This window comes from Leptospira perdikensis (genome assembly GCF_004769575.1).
GTDB classification, from domain to species: Bacteria; Spirochaetota; Leptospiria; order Leptospirales; family Leptospiraceae; genus Leptospira_A; species Leptospira_A perdikensis.
The window spans coordinates 151,961-168,197 of sequence record NZ_RQGA01000017.1; the positions used below are offsets into that span (position 1 = coordinate 151,961).

At 37.8% G+C, this 16,237-nt stretch carries 16 protein-coding genes; 9 read left to right on the plus strand and 7 right to left on the minus strand.

Going from position 1 to position 16,237, the window contains the following annotated elements:
• Positions 1-2 precede the first annotated feature (2 nt).
• The 5 genes from EHQ49_RS17430 to EHQ49_RS17450 form a co-directional block, all read right to left on the minus strand.
• Positions 3-1,517, minus strand: coding sequence for an outer membrane beta-barrel protein (locus EHQ49_RS17430; protein ID WP_135581061.1), 1,515 nt, complete (start codon positions 1,515-1,517; stop codon positions 3-5).
• A 178-nt stretch (positions 1,518-1,695) separates the two neighbouring features.
• Positions 1,696-2,982 (minus strand): CCA tRNA nucleotidyltransferase, encoded by a 1,287-nt coding sequence (locus EHQ49_RS17435; protein ID WP_135581063.1) that lies wholly within the window; start codon positions 2,980-2,982, stop codon positions 1,696-1,698.
• Positions 2,973-3,395 (minus strand): Fur family transcriptional regulator, encoded by a 423-nt coding sequence (locus EHQ49_RS17440; RefSeq protein ID WP_135581065.1) that lies wholly within the window; start codon positions 3,393-3,395, stop codon positions 2,973-2,975. The genes EHQ49_RS17435 and EHQ49_RS17440 overlap by 10 nt, the downstream gene beginning before the upstream one ends.
• Before the next feature lie 32 nt (positions 3,396-3,427).
• The gene (locus tag EHQ49_RS17445) at positions 3,428-3,793 is read right to left on the minus strand and encodes a hypothetical protein (RefSeq protein WP_208732247.1); all 366 of its coding nucleotides are present in this window, start codon (positions 3,791-3,793) and stop codon (positions 3,428-3,430) included.
• Positions 3,790-4,203 (minus strand): ribonuclease HI family protein, encoded by a 414-nt coding sequence (locus EHQ49_RS17450; protein WP_135581067.1) that lies wholly within the window; start codon positions 4,201-4,203, stop codon positions 3,790-3,792. Before EHQ49_RS17450 ends, EHQ49_RS17445 begins: the two co-directional genes overlap by 4 nt.
• A gap of 211 nt (positions 4,204-4,414) precedes the next feature.
• Between EHQ49_RS17450 and EHQ49_RS17455 the strand changes: the two genes are divergently transcribed.
• Complete coding sequence (locus EHQ49_RS17455; protein ID WP_135581070.1) at positions 4,415-5,404, plus strand: class I SAM-dependent methyltransferase; 990 nt, start codon at positions 4,415-4,417, stop codon at positions 5,402-5,404.
• Positions 5,405-5,407: 3 nt separating this feature from the next.
• On the opposite strand, the gene EHQ49_RS17460 is transcribed toward EHQ49_RS17455, so the two are convergent.
• Together EHQ49_RS17460 and EHQ49_RS17465 are read right to left on the minus strand one after the other, a co-directional pair.
• On the minus strand, positions 5,408-6,148 hold the full coding sequence (locus EHQ49_RS17460) for a motility protein A (RefSeq protein ID WP_135581072.1): 741 nt from the start codon (positions 6,146-6,148) through the stop codon (positions 5,408-5,410).
• A complete protein-coding gene (locus EHQ49_RS17465) occupies positions 6,145-8,328 on the minus strand; it encodes a hypothetical protein (protein ID WP_135581074.1) in 2,184 nt (727 codons plus the stop codon). The genes EHQ49_RS17460 and EHQ49_RS17465 overlap by 4 nt, the downstream gene beginning before the upstream one ends.
• 121 nt (positions 8,329-8,449) lie before the next feature.
• Between EHQ49_RS17465 and EHQ49_RS17470 the strand changes: the two genes are divergently transcribed.
• The 8 genes from EHQ49_RS17470 (at position 8,450) to EHQ49_RS17505 (ending at position 16,213) form a co-directional block, all read left to right on the plus strand.
• Entirely contained in the window at positions 8,450-9,991 is a 1,542-nt protein-coding gene (locus EHQ49_RS17470) for a cellulose synthase family protein (RefSeq protein WP_167483025.1), read from the plus strand.
• A gap of 77 nt (positions 9,992-10,068) precedes the next feature.
• The gene (locus EHQ49_RS17475) at positions 10,069-10,347 is read left to right on the plus strand and encodes a hypothetical protein (protein ID WP_002973362.1); all 279 of its coding nucleotides are present in this window, start codon (positions 10,069-10,071) and stop codon (positions 10,345-10,347) included.
• Between the two features lie 168 nt (positions 10,348-10,515).
• The gene (locus EHQ49_RS17480) at positions 10,516-11,517 is read left to right on the plus strand and encodes an ATP-binding protein (RefSeq protein WP_135581076.1); all 1,002 of its coding nucleotides are present in this window, start codon (positions 10,516-10,518) and stop codon (positions 11,515-11,517) included.
• Positions 11,498-12,421, plus strand: a complete 924-nt coding sequence (locus EHQ49_RS17485) for a hypothetical protein (protein ID WP_244241541.1) — start codon at positions 11,498-11,500, stop codon at positions 12,419-12,421. Before EHQ49_RS17480 ends, EHQ49_RS17485 begins: the two co-directional genes overlap by 20 nt.
• 35 nt (positions 12,422-12,456) lie before the next feature.
• The gene (locus tag EHQ49_RS17490; RefSeq protein ID WP_135581078.1) at positions 12,457-12,918 is read left to right on the plus strand and encodes a PTS sugar transporter subunit IIA; all 462 of its coding nucleotides are present in this window, start codon (positions 12,457-12,459) and stop codon (positions 12,916-12,918) included.
• Between the two features lie 4 nt (positions 12,919-12,922).
• On the plus strand, positions 12,923-13,801 hold the full coding sequence (locus tag EHQ49_RS17495; RefSeq protein WP_135581080.1) for an ABC transporter permease subunit: 879 nt from the start codon (positions 12,923-12,925) through the stop codon (positions 13,799-13,801).
• 44 nt (positions 13,802-13,845) lie between these two features.
• The gene (locus EHQ49_RS17500; RefSeq protein WP_135581082.1) at positions 13,846-14,580 is read left to right on the plus strand and encodes an ABC transporter permease subunit; all 735 of its coding nucleotides are present in this window, start codon (positions 13,846-13,848) and stop codon (positions 14,578-14,580) included.
• Entirely contained in the window at positions 14,570-16,213 is a 1,644-nt protein-coding gene (locus EHQ49_RS17505) for a PEGA domain-containing protein (protein WP_135581084.1), read from the plus strand. The genes EHQ49_RS17500 and EHQ49_RS17505 overlap by 11 nt, the downstream gene beginning before the upstream one ends.
• Positions 16,214-16,237: the final 24 nt, after the last annotated feature.

Below are 16,237 nucleotides of genomic sequence, written 5' to 3' on the forward strand. Positions count from 1 at the left end.
CCTTAGAATTTCGCTACCATACCGACGATAATACCATTTTGGTGGGAAGCCGGTCTTCCGGAAGTGTCTACGAATTGTTGTCCAGGACCCCAATCTCTTCTTAAGTCTACTTTAACTTGGAGGTTTTCTGTTAGGTTGAAAGTAGGTGTGAAAGTGAGAGTTTTGATTTGTCCGTAGTTACTCACAGGTCTTGCGCCAATAGAATCTTGGAATTTAAGGTCGTATCTGTCTGCTGGAGTTACTGCAAATAGAGGAGGGTTTACAGCAAGTGATCCACCGTAACGTTTGTCATCGAGATACTCAAAACGGAAACCAAGTGCAAAGAAGTTCGTGAACTGATACTTCGCTTGGAGTTGGTAAGTTTGGTAAACTCTTTTGATTTTGTCTTGACGAGTGAAACTTGTGTCTTTTGTAAATCCAGCTGCTACTAGACCTGGATGCAAATCAGGCACATGTCCTGGTAAAGCTGTGTCTAACTTTGCTTTTGTGATTCCAGTTTCTTCGTAACCATACGCTGCTGTGTTGGTTTGACCAGCTCTTTCACCATAAGTATAGTCAAAGATAGTAGTCAACTTGTCAGTAGGTTTGTAGATCAAAATCAAGTTTTGGATCATCCAATGGTCAGTTTTAAAAGATGACTGTTTAGGGAAAGTAGTTCCGGACGCTTGTTCAAGATAGTATAGAGAGTTAGTTTGTCTACCTTTGATGTTATCGTTGGCTTGCAAAGTGTTCCATACTACTTGGAATTTATCAGGTACTACATCATACTTTACTTGTGTTCCAATCGCTCTTGTAGGGTTTGGACCATCAGCATATGCATGTTGTGCAGTGCTAGTTAAACTAGATCCACCTGCTGCATCACCGTAAGGAGCCAATCCATTGTAACCAAATTGCTGTCCGTTTCCTGTGTAGCCAGTTCCTTGGGCACTATTATAAAGATAGAGACCTGTTGATAATCTATCATTAATTTGGAGGTTTGCTCTCGCACCTGTATGGATAAATGGGATTGTGTTAAAGAACACGTAACCTATCGTGTAAGCGATGTTATCCTTTGAGTCAAGAAGCTCTAATCCAATATGTGTTGCCATTTTACCTACGTCAACAGTCAACCCTTTCATAACCGGGAAGTATGCTGAAACATAAGCTTGTTGTAACAACTGCATATTATGAAGAGAGTTTGTTGTTTGATACGGACGTTCTTGGTACATGTTGTTCTGTCCGTTTTGCATATCTAAACGGAAACCCCATGGACTTTCTTTATCCGCCAACTTCTCCATCGAGAGTTTCACTGCATTTACAGCAAACTGCTTGTTGTAAGTGTGGAAAGTTCCCGCTGTATCTTGGGTAGCCCCTTGCCGGTTGTTTGTAGTATAGTTATAGTATACGTCCACATATCCGGAAAAATTTACCAACTCATACCAAGACTTATCCTTTTCCTTTTTATCCTGAGCAAAAAGGGAAGCCTGGGAAAATAAGGTAGCAACAATCGTCGCCAACAGAGTGTATTTATTTCTCATTTGCCATTCTCCTATGTGAACTTGTTGTGCAAGTTGTGTACCAGGTTGACGACGGAACTGGGTAGCTAGGGAAGAAAAAAGAGAAACGCTGTATTTGAATGGGTTATCATTGAAAAAAAAATGAGTTTTTGATTAATAATAGAACAATTTGAACCTCTCGTTTGAGCAAGAAACGAAATTATTTGATCAAATTGCCTATTATTTGGGCAGAGTGACGTAATAGTCCAGAATATTCATTTTCTTTAGGCGTGTGTAGGACAAGATCTAAAAGCTGATTTAGAACGGTTCCATAGTTAGTTTTTGCCAAGTCAGGGAAAGATTCTGCCAAATGATTGCCATTGATTTTCAAATCTGCAAGGAGAAGAGGGGGATTTTGTCCCCAGATTTGAGTCAGTTCTGAAGTCGCTGGTCCGAATATGGGATTGAGTTTTTGAATCCATTCGGTATCAACGGAGAGTCGAGTTTGAAAGTGCCGCTTAACTGGCGCTAAATATTCTTTCTTGAAGACAAACTCATCGATATCGGTAAAGTTTTGTTTTTGTTCCCATTTTTTTAAAAATTCAAAGAACAATAAACAATCTTTGGTATTTATACCAGAGAATTTTAATGTCCTTAAAATGATTTCTAATTCTTTCAGTGAAACATCGTTTAACAGTGCATAGAATGCCAATGCCAATTGCAGACCTGTTAAATCTTTGGAAGTTTGATCTAATCTTTCTAAAATACCATCTTTCGGAAATAATTGGTTCGGCAGATTCGGAAGAAAAATTTGGAAGATACTTTCCTCAGCCAAAAGTTGTATCATACGCGATGGTTTCGGACCTAAAAAGGATTTTAAAACTTCATCTTGAAAACGTTCTAAGGATATTTTTTTTGTGATTTGTTTTGTTTCTTGAATTGCCTTTTTGGTTTCCGGTTCAATTGAAAAATCTAAAGTGCTCGCAAATCGTAATGCACGAATGGGACGTAAACCATCTTCCGTAAATCGTTTGATCGGATTGCCTATGGTGCGAATTGTTTTTTGTTCGATATCCTTCAGACCAAAATGTTCATCGATAAGAAGTCCTGTTTGTATATCGAGAGCAAGTGCATTCATCGTAAAGTCTCTTCGTTTTAAATCTTCAGAGAGTGTTGTACCGAATTCAACATGATCGGGGCGCCGCCCATCTGTGTAATCTTTGTCTATGCGATATGTTGTGATTTCATAATTGATTCTGTCTAAAACAACCGTAACCGTTCCATGTTCAATTCCAGTATCGATGACAGTTCGAAATAAACGTTTTACTTGTTTTGGCTCTGCATTTGTTGTTAAATCGTATTCTTTTGGAATTTTGCCCATTGCCAAATCACGCACAGAGCCACCAACAAGATAACATTCGTAACCTGCTCCTTTCAATACGGAGTCAATTTGATGTAGATGATTTAGGTAGTTGTTCGGGACTAGAGATTGAATGTCTATTGGCAATTTCTACATTTGCCTCTGAAAACAATTTCAACTGATTCTGTAGAAAAACCTTTCAATTGTTTGGCGGAAGGAATTCCGTTCCAAGGATCATCTATACATTCAATTTTACCGCAATTGTTGCAAATGAGGTGGCCGTGTGCTTTTGAGACAATATGGTTCCCATCAGACTTTAACTCAAAATAGGTGACTCGATCGGTAGAGTGGAGTGAGTTTAAGAGGTTTTTTTCTTCTAAATCGGATAAGGCTCTGTAGATGGTGACACGATCCCAAGATTCCTCTTTGGGAAGTTTTTCCATGATTTCCTGGTGGTTTAAAGGTCTAGGAGATCCCTGGAGAATGGACAAAACTTGTTCTCGGTTTTTTGTTACTTTGAGTCCGATTTTTTTTAGTATTTGAGAAGGATCTCCAGCCATGATTTGTTTATCCTGCGATGGGGGGAGATTGTCTATTCTAAAATAACGTTGGTTTTCCAGATTTCCCAATAACGAATTCCCATTCGAGTGTGGACTTGAAGAAATTCTTCAATTTCCTTTCCTTTGTTTTTTTCCACAATCACTGGTGCAATTCCTAAATCTAACCTTCGATTCAGAATTGTATCGATTTCCTCCTGCGCCAACTTAGTGACCTTTTCACAGTCTTCTTTTCTTTCGATCAATTGAGATTTGTTTTTTTCGCAGAAGGTTGCTGATGTGAAAGAAGATCCAGAATCTAATAAGTCATCCAATTGGCGAGAAGCTGATTTTTGACAATCTGATAAAGTGATTACTAAAACAAAGATAGACAGCAGACTCCTTTGAATTCGTAAGATCAATTTTTTGTATCCTGTGCGATATTTGCCAATTGGTCAGCTCTTGCATTTTGTTCACGCGGAATGTATTGGATTTCAAAGTTTTGAAATGAAGACTTTAAAGATTCGCATTTGTTTTTAAAAACAAGGAGGTCTTTGTTTTTTACCTTATATTCACCTTTCATCTGTTTGACGACTAATTCGGAGTCCAATCTAAACTTTATTTTTTGTAAGTTTTGTTTGATTGCTTCTTCCATTCCTCGATACAAGGCCTGCCATTCAGCAACATTGTTTGTGGCGTTTCCTATTTTTTCTGATAAAGAAAAAAATTCAATTCCATCATTGTTTTGGAAGGAAACACCAATGGCTGCTGGGCCTGGATTTCCGCGGGAACTACCGTCACAATATATGAAGGTGGTATCTTTAGTGGACATAGCCGACAGTCTTTTCTGTGATCTCTCTTCAACCAATCAAAAACACGAACTGAATTTAAAAAAATCATTTGGATTTTGATTTATGAAGGACTTTTTCGGCGGGTCGTGGTAGATGGAGCGTATTGGGTGGCGGGTGGATAACCCCACCCAATCTAGATAGGGCGGGGACATCTACCTAAAAATTCCCAACCTCCGCTATAAAGGAAATTCCATGACCGAACGGGGATTTGGTGCCCTTACCATGTTTGAAAACCGCCTCCGCAAACTAAAGAAGGAACGCGAAAAATGGGCAAAACGAGAATCCATTGAATGTTACCGAATTTATTCGGAAGACATCCCACAAGTATCCTGTATTTTAGATCGTTATCCCAGTGGTTTTGTTTTATACGATAAAAGTTCCTTACGATTTCAAGCAGAAGATGGACACGATGAACGTTTTGATCGTATTGCCTCCATTGTTCGTGATGTTTTTCAAATTGATGAAGAACATTTATTTTTAAAAAGACGGAAAAAACAAAAAGGTTTAGACCAATACGATAAATTATCGATTGAAGGAAACTTTGAGTGGGTAAAAGAATCTGATTTGGAATTTCGAACCAATCTTTCTGATTATTTGGATACGGGACTATTTTTAGATCATCGAATCACGAGAGATTGGATCAGAAAGGCATCTCAGGATAAATCAGTCTTAAATCTATTTTCTTATACAGGAGCTTTTTCCGTTTATGCTGCGTCAGGTGGAGCCAAAAAAACAAAAAGCGTAGATCTTTCCAAAACATATTGTGATTGGGCTTTGAAAAATTTGGAACACAATGGGTTTAAGTCAACAAACCATCAAATCATCAATGTTGACATTTTACAGTGGATGGAAGAAGAAACAAAAAATCCAAACAGAGAACGTTATGATTTAATTTTTCTTGATCCACCAACTTTCTCTAATAGTAAAAAAATGAGAGAAGAGTGGGATGTTCAAACCAAACACAGAAATCTTCTTTTGTTATTGTTAACAAAGTTCTTAACCGATAATGGTGAAATTTGGTTTTCTACCAACTTTAGAAAATTCAAAATGGAAGTGGCAGAGGAAGAATGGACTCAACGAGGATTTCAGTGTACAAATCGTACCAAGGAATCAATTCCAGCGGACTTCCGGGATGAAAAAATCCATCAACTTTTCTGTATAAAGCCTGAATCCAATGTTTAAATTTTAATACTTAACAAAGGGATCAATGCGTTCTGCAAGAATCCTTCGGTTTTCACCTGACTGAAGAGATAAAATTCCTCTCATGATGGCTTGTCGTTCGTTACTGTCTTGTTTTGCGATCACTTTCATTTGGTTGGAAATAGGCAGTAGAATTAAGTTAGCAAAAGAAATTCCGTAAAAGGTTGCGATAAATGCTGTAGCGATCCCTTGTCCAAGAACCTTGGTGCCACCATCTAAATTTTCCAAAACTGTCACAAGGCCAAGCACAGTTCCGATAATTCCTACGGTTGGAGAAAATCCTGCTGCAGTTTCAAATACTTTTGCTGATTTTAAATCATTCTTTTCTTCTTCTTCGTGAGCTTCCCATAGTATTTCTTCAATGGTTCGAGGATCAGATCCATCCACAATCAATTGGATTCCTTTTTGTAAAAAAGGATTGTCTAGTTTTTTTGCTTCATCTTCTAAAGACAACAACCCATCTTTTCTGGCCTTTTCCCAAAATCGAAAGAAGATCAATTTTAGATCTGTTTCTTTTTTTCTAGAAAGTACAAACTTTGTATCTCTGACAGCTTTGGTGATTTGCGAAATCGAATAAGATGCAAAAGTGGCACCTAACGTTCCACCGACGATTAGTAACATTGCGGGTAAATGGAAGAAGGAACGTAAAGAAGCCCCTTCAATCAAAATAGCAACAAAGACCGATAAAACGGCCGCGAGAATTCCGAGAATTGTGGAATGGATCATTGGATTCTTGCCTCTCTCACATCAGGTCGAGTGCTCAACCTTCGAAGTGAATCTTTTTTTTCTATAACTTCATTTTTTAATCTTTCCCAAATCACTGACTCCGGATTTTCTCTCATCCTGGTTGCAATGATCGGTTCTACTTCTTTCCAATTTTCTTGGTTGATAAATAGTCGAACTCGAGCTAACTCTAGCTCGTTGGCTTGATCAGTTTGATTGTTTGATCTATAAAATCTTTCCAAGGAACTCATTGTAAGAAGTGCATGATTCCAATCTCCTAAGGATTCAAACATTGGAATCAAAGAGTTCCATGCAAATTCTTGAAACTCGGAATCGGCACTAAGATCTTCAAGGATCGGAATGTATTCTGCTTCCGGAGTTGTGAATTTTAAACTATTAAAAGCAATTCGCAGCAAATCTGGTTTGGGAGGTTCAAATTTTCTTGCAACGGCAATGGCATCTAATGCTAGTTTGTTTTGTCCAATGTTATGATAAAATCTCGCATATTCGGCAAAGGATTCATAATATAGATGTTTGATCTCTAAAGCATCCTTTCGTAAGTCACCGGAAGAATATTTTAATATAGAATCTAATGTCGCAACTACTTCCATGGTTGACGCATTATCCAGTTTCTCTGCAAAATATTTGAATTTCCAATCCGCAGGGAGAGCAGTCGAAAATCCAATTTTTGATTCCAAATAACTCGGATAGTAAATGTCGAAATTCCAATAAGACTTTCTACTCAAAAGAGAAAGTGCGTTGATATGATGGAATTGGTTAGATTTGTTTCTAGTTGTAAGAATGAGAAATGGATGTTGTTCTTGGCTTAACCTTTCTATATACGATATGATTTGTGATTGGTTGGAGCTTAATCCTAAAACTACGGTTTTCCCTTTGATTTCAGAACGTTTAGGCAAAAAAGGATTGGATTCAAAAGGTAAAACAGATTTGTAAAAAATATAATCCTCTTCATTGAAGGCTATATTCGTAATAGCAAAAGGAATCGGATCAAAGATTTCTTTTTTTGAAAATGGGGAGTTGGTTCTAATGGTCGGTGGTGAAAAGAAAAGTAATACGATAATGGTCGCCATAACCAACATCAAAATTCTTGGCAATCTTACGATATGTTTTTGCATTAAGTATGGATACATTAATACTGGAACGAATAACAGCGCTGAGACGGTTCGGATTCCCATTGGTAGGTTCCAAAAGTATAACAAAAAAGAAAGGCCAAGATAAATACTAGTTTCTAACCCAATGAACATATATTCTTTATATGCTGTTTTATTTGGTTTAAAAAATCCCACAATCGAACCTGTGATGATACAAAGTGCAATGAAGAAAGAACTCCAATAGGTTTGGTAGATAAAAAAGAAAAATGCAAATAGAAGGGCAACCCTTCCAATCAAAAATACAGCTTTTGTTTCTTTTCTTAAACCTCCAAGTAGGGACAAAACTCTACCGAAAATCACAGAAAATGACACAGATAAGATCAGTGGTATTTTAGGGCCGGGTTGGAAATATAAATGTAAAATACAATAGGAGATGAGCAGTGATAATGCAGATCGATAAAATGGTGCAAATAGCGGATGTTTGCCGATCTTGGAGCGGATTTTGTAAAATTTGCTAGAGTAGGGATTTCTTTGTACAAGACTATTAATCAAATACAAAGATAATAAGATGTAAAGAACTGCTAACAAAACCTTCATGGAGTAGTTTTGGTTGGGTTCAAATAAAGAATAAAAAGTAAAGGCCGTCACTCCGAGCGCAAAACTTAAAAAACGAAAATCACGTAATGATCCCCCATAAATACCCACTGAAAATGCAGAGAGAATTCCACTTAATAAAACCAACTCAAAGGAAAAAATATAATCGATTAGAAACTCTGCAGAGTTAGCTCGGAGAAACCAAAAGATTTGGAGAATGGCTACTACAAGTATTGCAATTGCCAAACCAACAGGTAACGTTTGTTTGTATTTTCTGTAAATGAACCCAACAGAAAATGAAACTACAAGAAGTATTTGTAAAACGGGATAGGCCGTATCCGTTCGGTCGATCAGCGCAAGTTCAGATCCGGCTACATAAAAGAATAGAGAAAGCACATAACCGATCGAAAGGCTAAGACTAAACTCGAGTGAGGGGAATAGGCCGGTTTCCCAGAAACGTTTCCATTGAGAATCCATAGAATTTGCTACCAAAGATGTTGGATAGGCCACATTCGCAAACTAAAGAAAATCTAATTTTATTTGGCGGTGCACAAAATGTTTGACCAAAACGCCCCATGTGCCGATTTTGACTATAACTATGCTGACGTTTTTATCTATATCCTTTTTGGTTCTTTACGGCTTTGATATTTTGGTTCTCTTCTACTTCGGGTTACACACCTACCTTATGGTGTTTCTGTATAGCAGATACAAACAAAATTGTGCGGAGGATGAAACCAAACTCCTTTCTTTAAAGGATAAAAACCTTCCTACGGTTACGGTTCAACTTCCTATTTTTAATGAATTTTATGTTGTAGATCGATTGATCGAATCCGCATGTAACCTCGAATATCCTGCAAAAAAACTCCAAATCCAAGTCCTTGATGATTCTACTGATGAAACCATTGAAAAGGTCGCAACACTTGTAGCTCAGTACAAGAAAAAAGGAATTTGGATCGAACACGTTCACAGAACCAACCGTAAAGGCCACAAAGCCGGTGCTCTTGATGAAGGGATGGCAAAAGCAAAAGGGGATTATATTGCGATCTTTGATGCTGACTTTACACCAGACTCCGATTTCCTCCTTCGCACTATGGGATATTTTGATGATGAATCCATAGGAATGGTTCAAACTCGTTGGGGCCATATCAACGAAACTTATAATATCTTAACCAAAGCACAAAGTTTTGGAATCGATGGTCATTTTATGATCGAACAGGTCGCAAGAAACGGGGCAAGCCTTTGGATGAACTTCAATGGAACTGCCGGGATCTGGAGACGTTCTTGTATTGAAGATGCAGGTGGATGGGAACACGACACCCTCACGGAAGATTTTGATCTTTCTTACCGTGCTGAACTCAAAGGTTGGAAATTCCGTTATATCAAAGATGTAGTTTGTAAGGCAGAAATCCCTGCGACAATGAACGCATACAAAGCACAACAATTTCGTTGGTGCAAAGGATCTATCCAAACTGCTGTGAAGCTAATCCCACGCATTTGGAAATCGAATGAATCTTGGAAAATCAAAGGCGAGGCGATCACTCACTTAATCAATTATTCTGTTCATCCTCTCATGATCATCAATATCCTTCTCACCGCTCCTCTCCTCCTTATGGAATTTTGGGCGGGATTTAAGATGGATGACCTCCCTATGGAAATTCTTTTTGGATCTGCAGCCGTTCTTTCCATCGGATCGATGGGACCTGTTATTTTTTACGCATATTCTCAACGAGAAATCCACAAAGATTGGAAATCCAAACTGATTTACCTTCCTATCCTTGTGATGATCGGAACAGGCATTGCCGTGATGAACACTTACGCTTGGGTGGAAGCTGTTTTTGGCGTCCAATCAGGTTTCAAACGCACTCCAAAACTCCGCATTGAGAAAGAAGGAGATAGTTTGCAGGACAAAATCAAATATGTGGTTCCTGTTGATTACCGTGCTTTCCTTGAATTTTTTATGGGTGCCTATTGTGTATTTTGCATCTACCTTTCCTTTATGGTCGGAAAACCATATATGATCGGGTTTATGGTTCTCTATTCTATCGGTTTTTTCTATGTCTCTTACCTTTCTGTAGCAGAGTCGTTCTGGAAATTCAAACCAGCGACCAAAGCAGAAAAGGAACTTCGTGCCGTCGCTTAGGAAGAGCGATGGTACTTACTTGACGAAACCTTTCCTTCCAAAAAGCTGTAAATTCAACCTAGGTTCAGGGGTCATCCATGAGTGAAAAAGTCTACTGCGCGAACTGTTTGCATTGTGTTGTCGTTCGCCAATACGAATCGGAGCAAGATAAATACATTCTTCGAGTCAAATGTAACAAGAAGAAATGGTCAAAACGTTCCGGTGAAGAAAAACTTTATAAATACTTTACTGTAGCTCGTCGTATGCAAACCAACTGCGAGTATTATGAAGAAATGGGCGAGATTCTACCTTATATCAAGAACTTGAAAAAAGAACTCCCAATCAAAGACGAAATCTACATGGTGAAAGCCGTCTAAATTATTATCGGCGTGTTGTTCCCCAGGTTACCTCGCGCCTTCGCTCGCAAACTTCACAAAACTGAAAACAAAAAAGAACGGACGATTCAGGGTCAATTCCTGATCCCCGTTCCTGCGGGCAGCGTTCTCTCTGATTCCTATCCCACTCGAGTTACCCACGGTCAAGTTATGCTTGCACATAACGGGATGAAGGTGCTTGCTCCTGTCAATGGAGTTGCCAATTTAACTCCAGACCAAAAGTACTTCCAGATCAAACAAGATGGATCTTGGTCGACTACCTCCCCGTATCATTTCAAAAAATATGATTTTGGAACTCTACTTGAGTCTTTTGATGAAGGTGCTTTGTATTCTTTGGATTTGATGGAAACTCCTCTAAAGGATTACTTTCAAAAATTTAACAAAGATTTGGCGTTCAAAATTGTTTTATCACCATTTTGTAGATACCAACATTTAAACTTTGAGGAAATGATCCTTCGGGATATGAAAGATGCGTATTTAGCATTTATTGAATTATTACAATTAGTATTTCCGAAAGCTGAAGTATCCAATTTTTTTGAAGTTCCCACTTTGAATTTTGAACATCCCGATGGAATTCCAGAATATTTTTTGCACAAACAATTCCATGAGTCTGTTGATAAAACTAGAAAATCTTTAATCCAAAATCATGTTTTGTTTTTAGGTGCTGAAACAATCTTTCATATTTTACGAAAGTTATACTATAACGAACCTTTTACGAAAAGGCATCTTGCCGTTTTTCTGGTGGATCGTAAAGGAAGAATGGATGTAGAACCTCGTCAGTTTTTTTTAACCAATGGTCAAGCTTTGGCCTTCATTCCTGCTAACCTAGACAAACGATATAAAATTGCTTCTTTTGAAACTGTATTTGAAGAAGTAAAACCTATGGATGTAGGTTCTCTTGGTTACTTTAATATTTACGAACACTACTCCATTACTTTATACGAAAAACTACCCGCTTCTAGAAAAGAATTCAGTTGTATCGATTGTATGGAATGTAACAACTATTGTCCTACTCATGCAAATCCCGTTCAATTGATTAAAGGGAAAACTGAAGAGTTTGAAAAGAACCTCTGTGTATCCTGCGGAATCTGTACTGTATATTGTCCTTCCGGAATTGATATTCGGAAACGAATTGAAGGAGTTGTGGTTTAACTACCGTTACAATATGCTAAAAAACCTTTATATTCTATCTGAAAATAGTTGGGGGGTAAAATCCTCAGAGATATTTGCTGATTTCTTTTATTTTTTGACTTTAATCGGTTTTCTTGGATACTCATTGGCGCATGTAGTACCAATTCCTGTTTTACCAATTGTTATCACTTCTATACTCACATTAATCTATTTTGGTTTTTCGATTCGGGCCAACCAATCACCATATTGGTTAGGGTTATTGTCGCAATTAATCCTTGTTTTTCTTGTTTTACCAACCACTTGGTTACATCCTATTTTGTTACCGGTATCCTTTGTTTTTGCGATGGTGGTTCATTATTTTCTGGGCCAACAGTATTCTTTACGAGTTCCTATTTTTAGTTTGGTTTTCTTCTTTGTTTTGATTTGGGACACTGTGTTTTCTTTGTTGGGATATTCCTTCCGGACTCCTGTGGAACTCACTTCCTGGACTGGGATTTCTTTTGAGAATTCAATTCTTCCTTTGACACTCCCGTGGTTTAGCAATCTTCCTTGGAAGGGGACAGAGTATTTATCGTTTGCCGATAGTCTTGGTATTTATGTTCTTGTGGGTGTTGCTTGGGTATCGTTTCGAAGAACCGTTTTACTTGGATTTTTCCTGGGATGGCTTTTTTTGTTTTCCCTTTGGGGGATTGGTTCCGGCCAGTTAGGTTTTAATTGGATTCTTTCTTATTCTGCACTTGCTTTCTTTTTACACATGAGTCCAGGCCGGAATTTTTACGGATCGTATTATGTTTCCTTGCTCAGTTTTGCCATTTTACTTCCCATTGCCTTTTTTGTGGGTAAAATGGGGATAAGTGCGATTTTGGTCTTGGTTGTTTTTTTTCTTTTAGAAGGCATCTTAGTCAGGGTTTTTCTTGGAAAATAAGTCGATCTTGAAAAGGTGGGAGTAAGTTATACCATATGAATCAACTTCTGGAGATTCTTGACCCTAAAAATATCATTTTCGATTTTAAAGCATCTACTAAAGAAGATGCCATTCGAAAAATGATCTCTCATATGGTCGCCACACAAACGTTAGATCCTAGTCATGAAGAGGAAACGGTTTCCTCTCTAATGAATCGGGAGAAGTCTATGTCTACTGGCATTGGAAGTGGAGTTGCCATTCCTCATTGTTCCGTTCATTATGTAAATGAGTTGAAATGTGCTATGGCAATTGCTCCTCAAGGTATCGACTTTGATGCACTTGATCACGGTTTGGTTCAAATTTTTATCATGTTGATTGTTCCGAAGAACAAATTCCAGGATCATATCAAAACTTTGGCTTTAATTGCAAAAACACTCAACATTCCCGAAGAAAGAGAAAAACTCATCAAAGCCAAAAATTTCGAAGAAATTCAAAAGGCATTCCTTTCCAAAAGTTAATCCAGTGAAGTCGGAAGTTTTCCGTTTTCTGTATTTTTTACTGCTGTTATCTTGTATCAGTAGTTTTGTTTCTGAATTCCACACAAAAGATAAATCCTATTTGTATGCTGATGCAGGGATCACTACGATCCAAAATCAAGATAATGATTTTTTATCATCTTATTTTCAGTTTTGGAAATCATTGATTTTAGAATCGGGAGGTAAAACTGAAAATGGTGAGACTGTATATTCTCATATCGGCGCTCGTTTTCTTTCCACATTTCATTTAGCCATCTTTAGTATTCTTTTTGGGTCTCTTTTTGCTTTTGGACTTTCCCTTGCTGCTACATATTTTCGATCAGGATTGTTATACAATTTTGTATCTGTTAGTTCTAATTTAATTTTATCTACTCCTGTATTCATAGTCGCCATACTCTTGTTAATTATATTTTTTTATCGATTGGAATGGTTTCCTCCTGGCGGGTATGAATTGGGGAACACTTACTATGTAGTTTTACCTGGAATCGCTCTTGGTTCTCGTATTTATGCTCGTATGTCCTTGTATTTATTGCCAGAAATTCGTAAAGAAGCAGATTCGAAGTATGTACAGTTGTTACAAACAAGATCCTATCCTTGGGGTCATATTGTTGGAAAAGAAATTTTCTTAAAAGTCTTACCGATTGCCCTGATACTTTTGGTATTAGATTTTGGATCTTTATTATCAGGAGCTATGATTGTAGAGGAAATTTTCTTTTTCCCAGGAATTGGAAAGTCTTTATACTATTCGATTAAGTCTATGGATACGAAGTTACTAGCAACACTACTTATGTATTCGGGACTTTTGTTTTATGTTTTGAATCGTCTTGGATTCTATCTACAAAGATTCTTTTCCGGTGGTGTTTAAAGGTGGTATCTGTTTCTACCTTAATCAGGGTTTTCTTTTTTGGAATGGTTCTCGTTGGTGTGACTGTTTTGTCTGCACCGGTAAACGTAGACCTAACCAATAACAATTTACCAATCTTTTCTCCCGGATTTATGGCAGGTACGGACCGATTGGGTCGTGACAATTTTGCTTTATTTTGTTACGGATCTCTCTCCACGATCCTTCTTGTTGTTCCCGCTCGAATTTTGACTCTCTTTGTGTCCTTTGTTCTGTCCGCCCTTTCTCTTTTTTTTCCAAAAAGGTCGGAATGGGTTCTGTCAGGAATTGTTTCAGTGTCTCTCGCAATCCCTTCTTTATTATTTGCCCTAGTTGTAATGAGTCTCTTACCCAACCATCCATTTGCGATTTTTGTTGCGATTCTTGTTGCGGATTGGGCATTGTCTTACGAAACCCTCACGGCCAAGATTCGCGAAATTAAACAAAGCCCTTATCTTTCGGCATCTCTCTGCATGGGTGCCAAACCTTATCATCTCATTCTTTTGCATTATCTACCTGCTCTTCGGGATATGTTTGGTTTTTTATTTTTTTCCGGATTACCTGCAGTTGTGATGACAACAGCCTTGTTTTCTTATTTGGGAATACAGACATCGCTTGGTGATACTGGGCCTGGGCTTGGAGAACAGATCTCATTTTCTAAAGATTATTTTGACAAGTCACCTGTTTCCGTTTTGCTTCCGATAGTTGCCATTTTATCTTTGGTGTATTCTTTGGGATCTAACCAAAAAAAGAATGAAACATAAAATTTCAGCATTATTCATCATCTTGGGACTTGTATCTAATACGTTGCCCTTATATTCTATTGATGATTATTATAATTTCCCTAACCAAAGTTACAAAGGGAGCGTTGTCTATGAATCGTCCCGCAATTTATGTTTATTTCCTTTTGTTGCTACCACTCCTGATCCCACAAAAGAATACCTAATTAAAGGGATTCCTTCGGTTTTACTTTCGGAACTTCGAAATTTAGAATATACCTATGTGGAACATCCCAAATCCAATGTAGTGTATCATTCTTTTGGAGATGCACCTGTTTTGACTTTGCAAGAGAAGATAGATGCGGAATCTCCAAATGTAAAAAGAAAAAAGAAAGAGATTAATGACGAGAAAGACTTACAAGATTTACGTTCTGGAAAAAAGCAACTAGCTCCAGAAAAAGATCCACGTTATATAAAAGTCACTATCAAACAACAATGGGATAGGAAGGCTCCTACACCAGATGAATCTTTTGGTTTGGCTACGAAATTAAATTGTGATTATATTGTTGGTGGTTCCTTTGAAGTGAAGGATAATGAACTATTCACCAAGGTGTTTCTTTACGACGACTTTGAAGGAAAAACCATTCCTTTTGAACACAAAACTTCTGTCATTCGGGCATATCAAGAAATGGGTCCTCTTGGAGAATCCATCAGGGAAAAACTGCAAGGGAGAGATACAACTGCCGTGGAAGTTTCTGCGGCGGGAGAGGAGGGGGCCCTTGTTTACTTAGATGGGATTTATTTAGGAAAAACTCCCTTAATTGGAAAAAAATTTCCCGTTGGTAAAAGGTCTTTGTTTGTTTTCAAAGAAGGGTTTCATCCTTATAAACAAGAAATTCAGTTAGAGAAAGGGAAACCTTTTTTATTGGATGTTCAACTTTCTTTAAAATTGAGTAATTCATTTATTACAGTTACTTCAAATGTAGAATCAGATGTTTATTTGGGGATACAGTATTTAGGTAAAACACCTTTAAGTCATCTGGCTATTCCTTCGGGAATGAATCGATTACGAATTTCAAAAGAAGGCCATATAGATAGTTTTCGAGCAGTGGATGCACATGATAATGAAGAAGTTGTGGTTGATGTGCAGATGAGAGAGGGAAAAACAGATGTTTATTATAAAAATAAACAAAACGTTTTTTTAGATCATACGTATAAAGATTTTGCCACCTATTCATTGTATGGTTCTCTTTTGTTTTATGCAAGTTATGTGTATTTGAATTATGCTTCGAGGCAGGCTTATTCAGCGGCCCGGTCTCAGGTAACACTTGTGAATGCGAGTGCCATCTCCTCTTTTTATCAGAATAACCCTAACGAGTTTTTCTTTTGGTATGGAGTTCAAAATTCGATCATTGATGATGCCGAGTCAAAAGCTAAAAATTTGAAACGTGTAGCCGGGACTTTACCAATGGAAAACCGCAGGGATAGGCAGTTGGTAGGGGGACCTATGGTCATTATGATGGGACTTATGTTAGTATCGGCAGCTACTTTTTATATTTTAGGCCTAGATGAAGAAACCTTAGAGTTTGGTTATATTCCCCTGAACCCGTCCTCAGTGAGTTACGGCCAGAGTGCTCGCGAGGGGTATGGTTATATGCAGTTTAACGTGCGTTACTGAGGGTATAATCACCCCGCCCTGAAT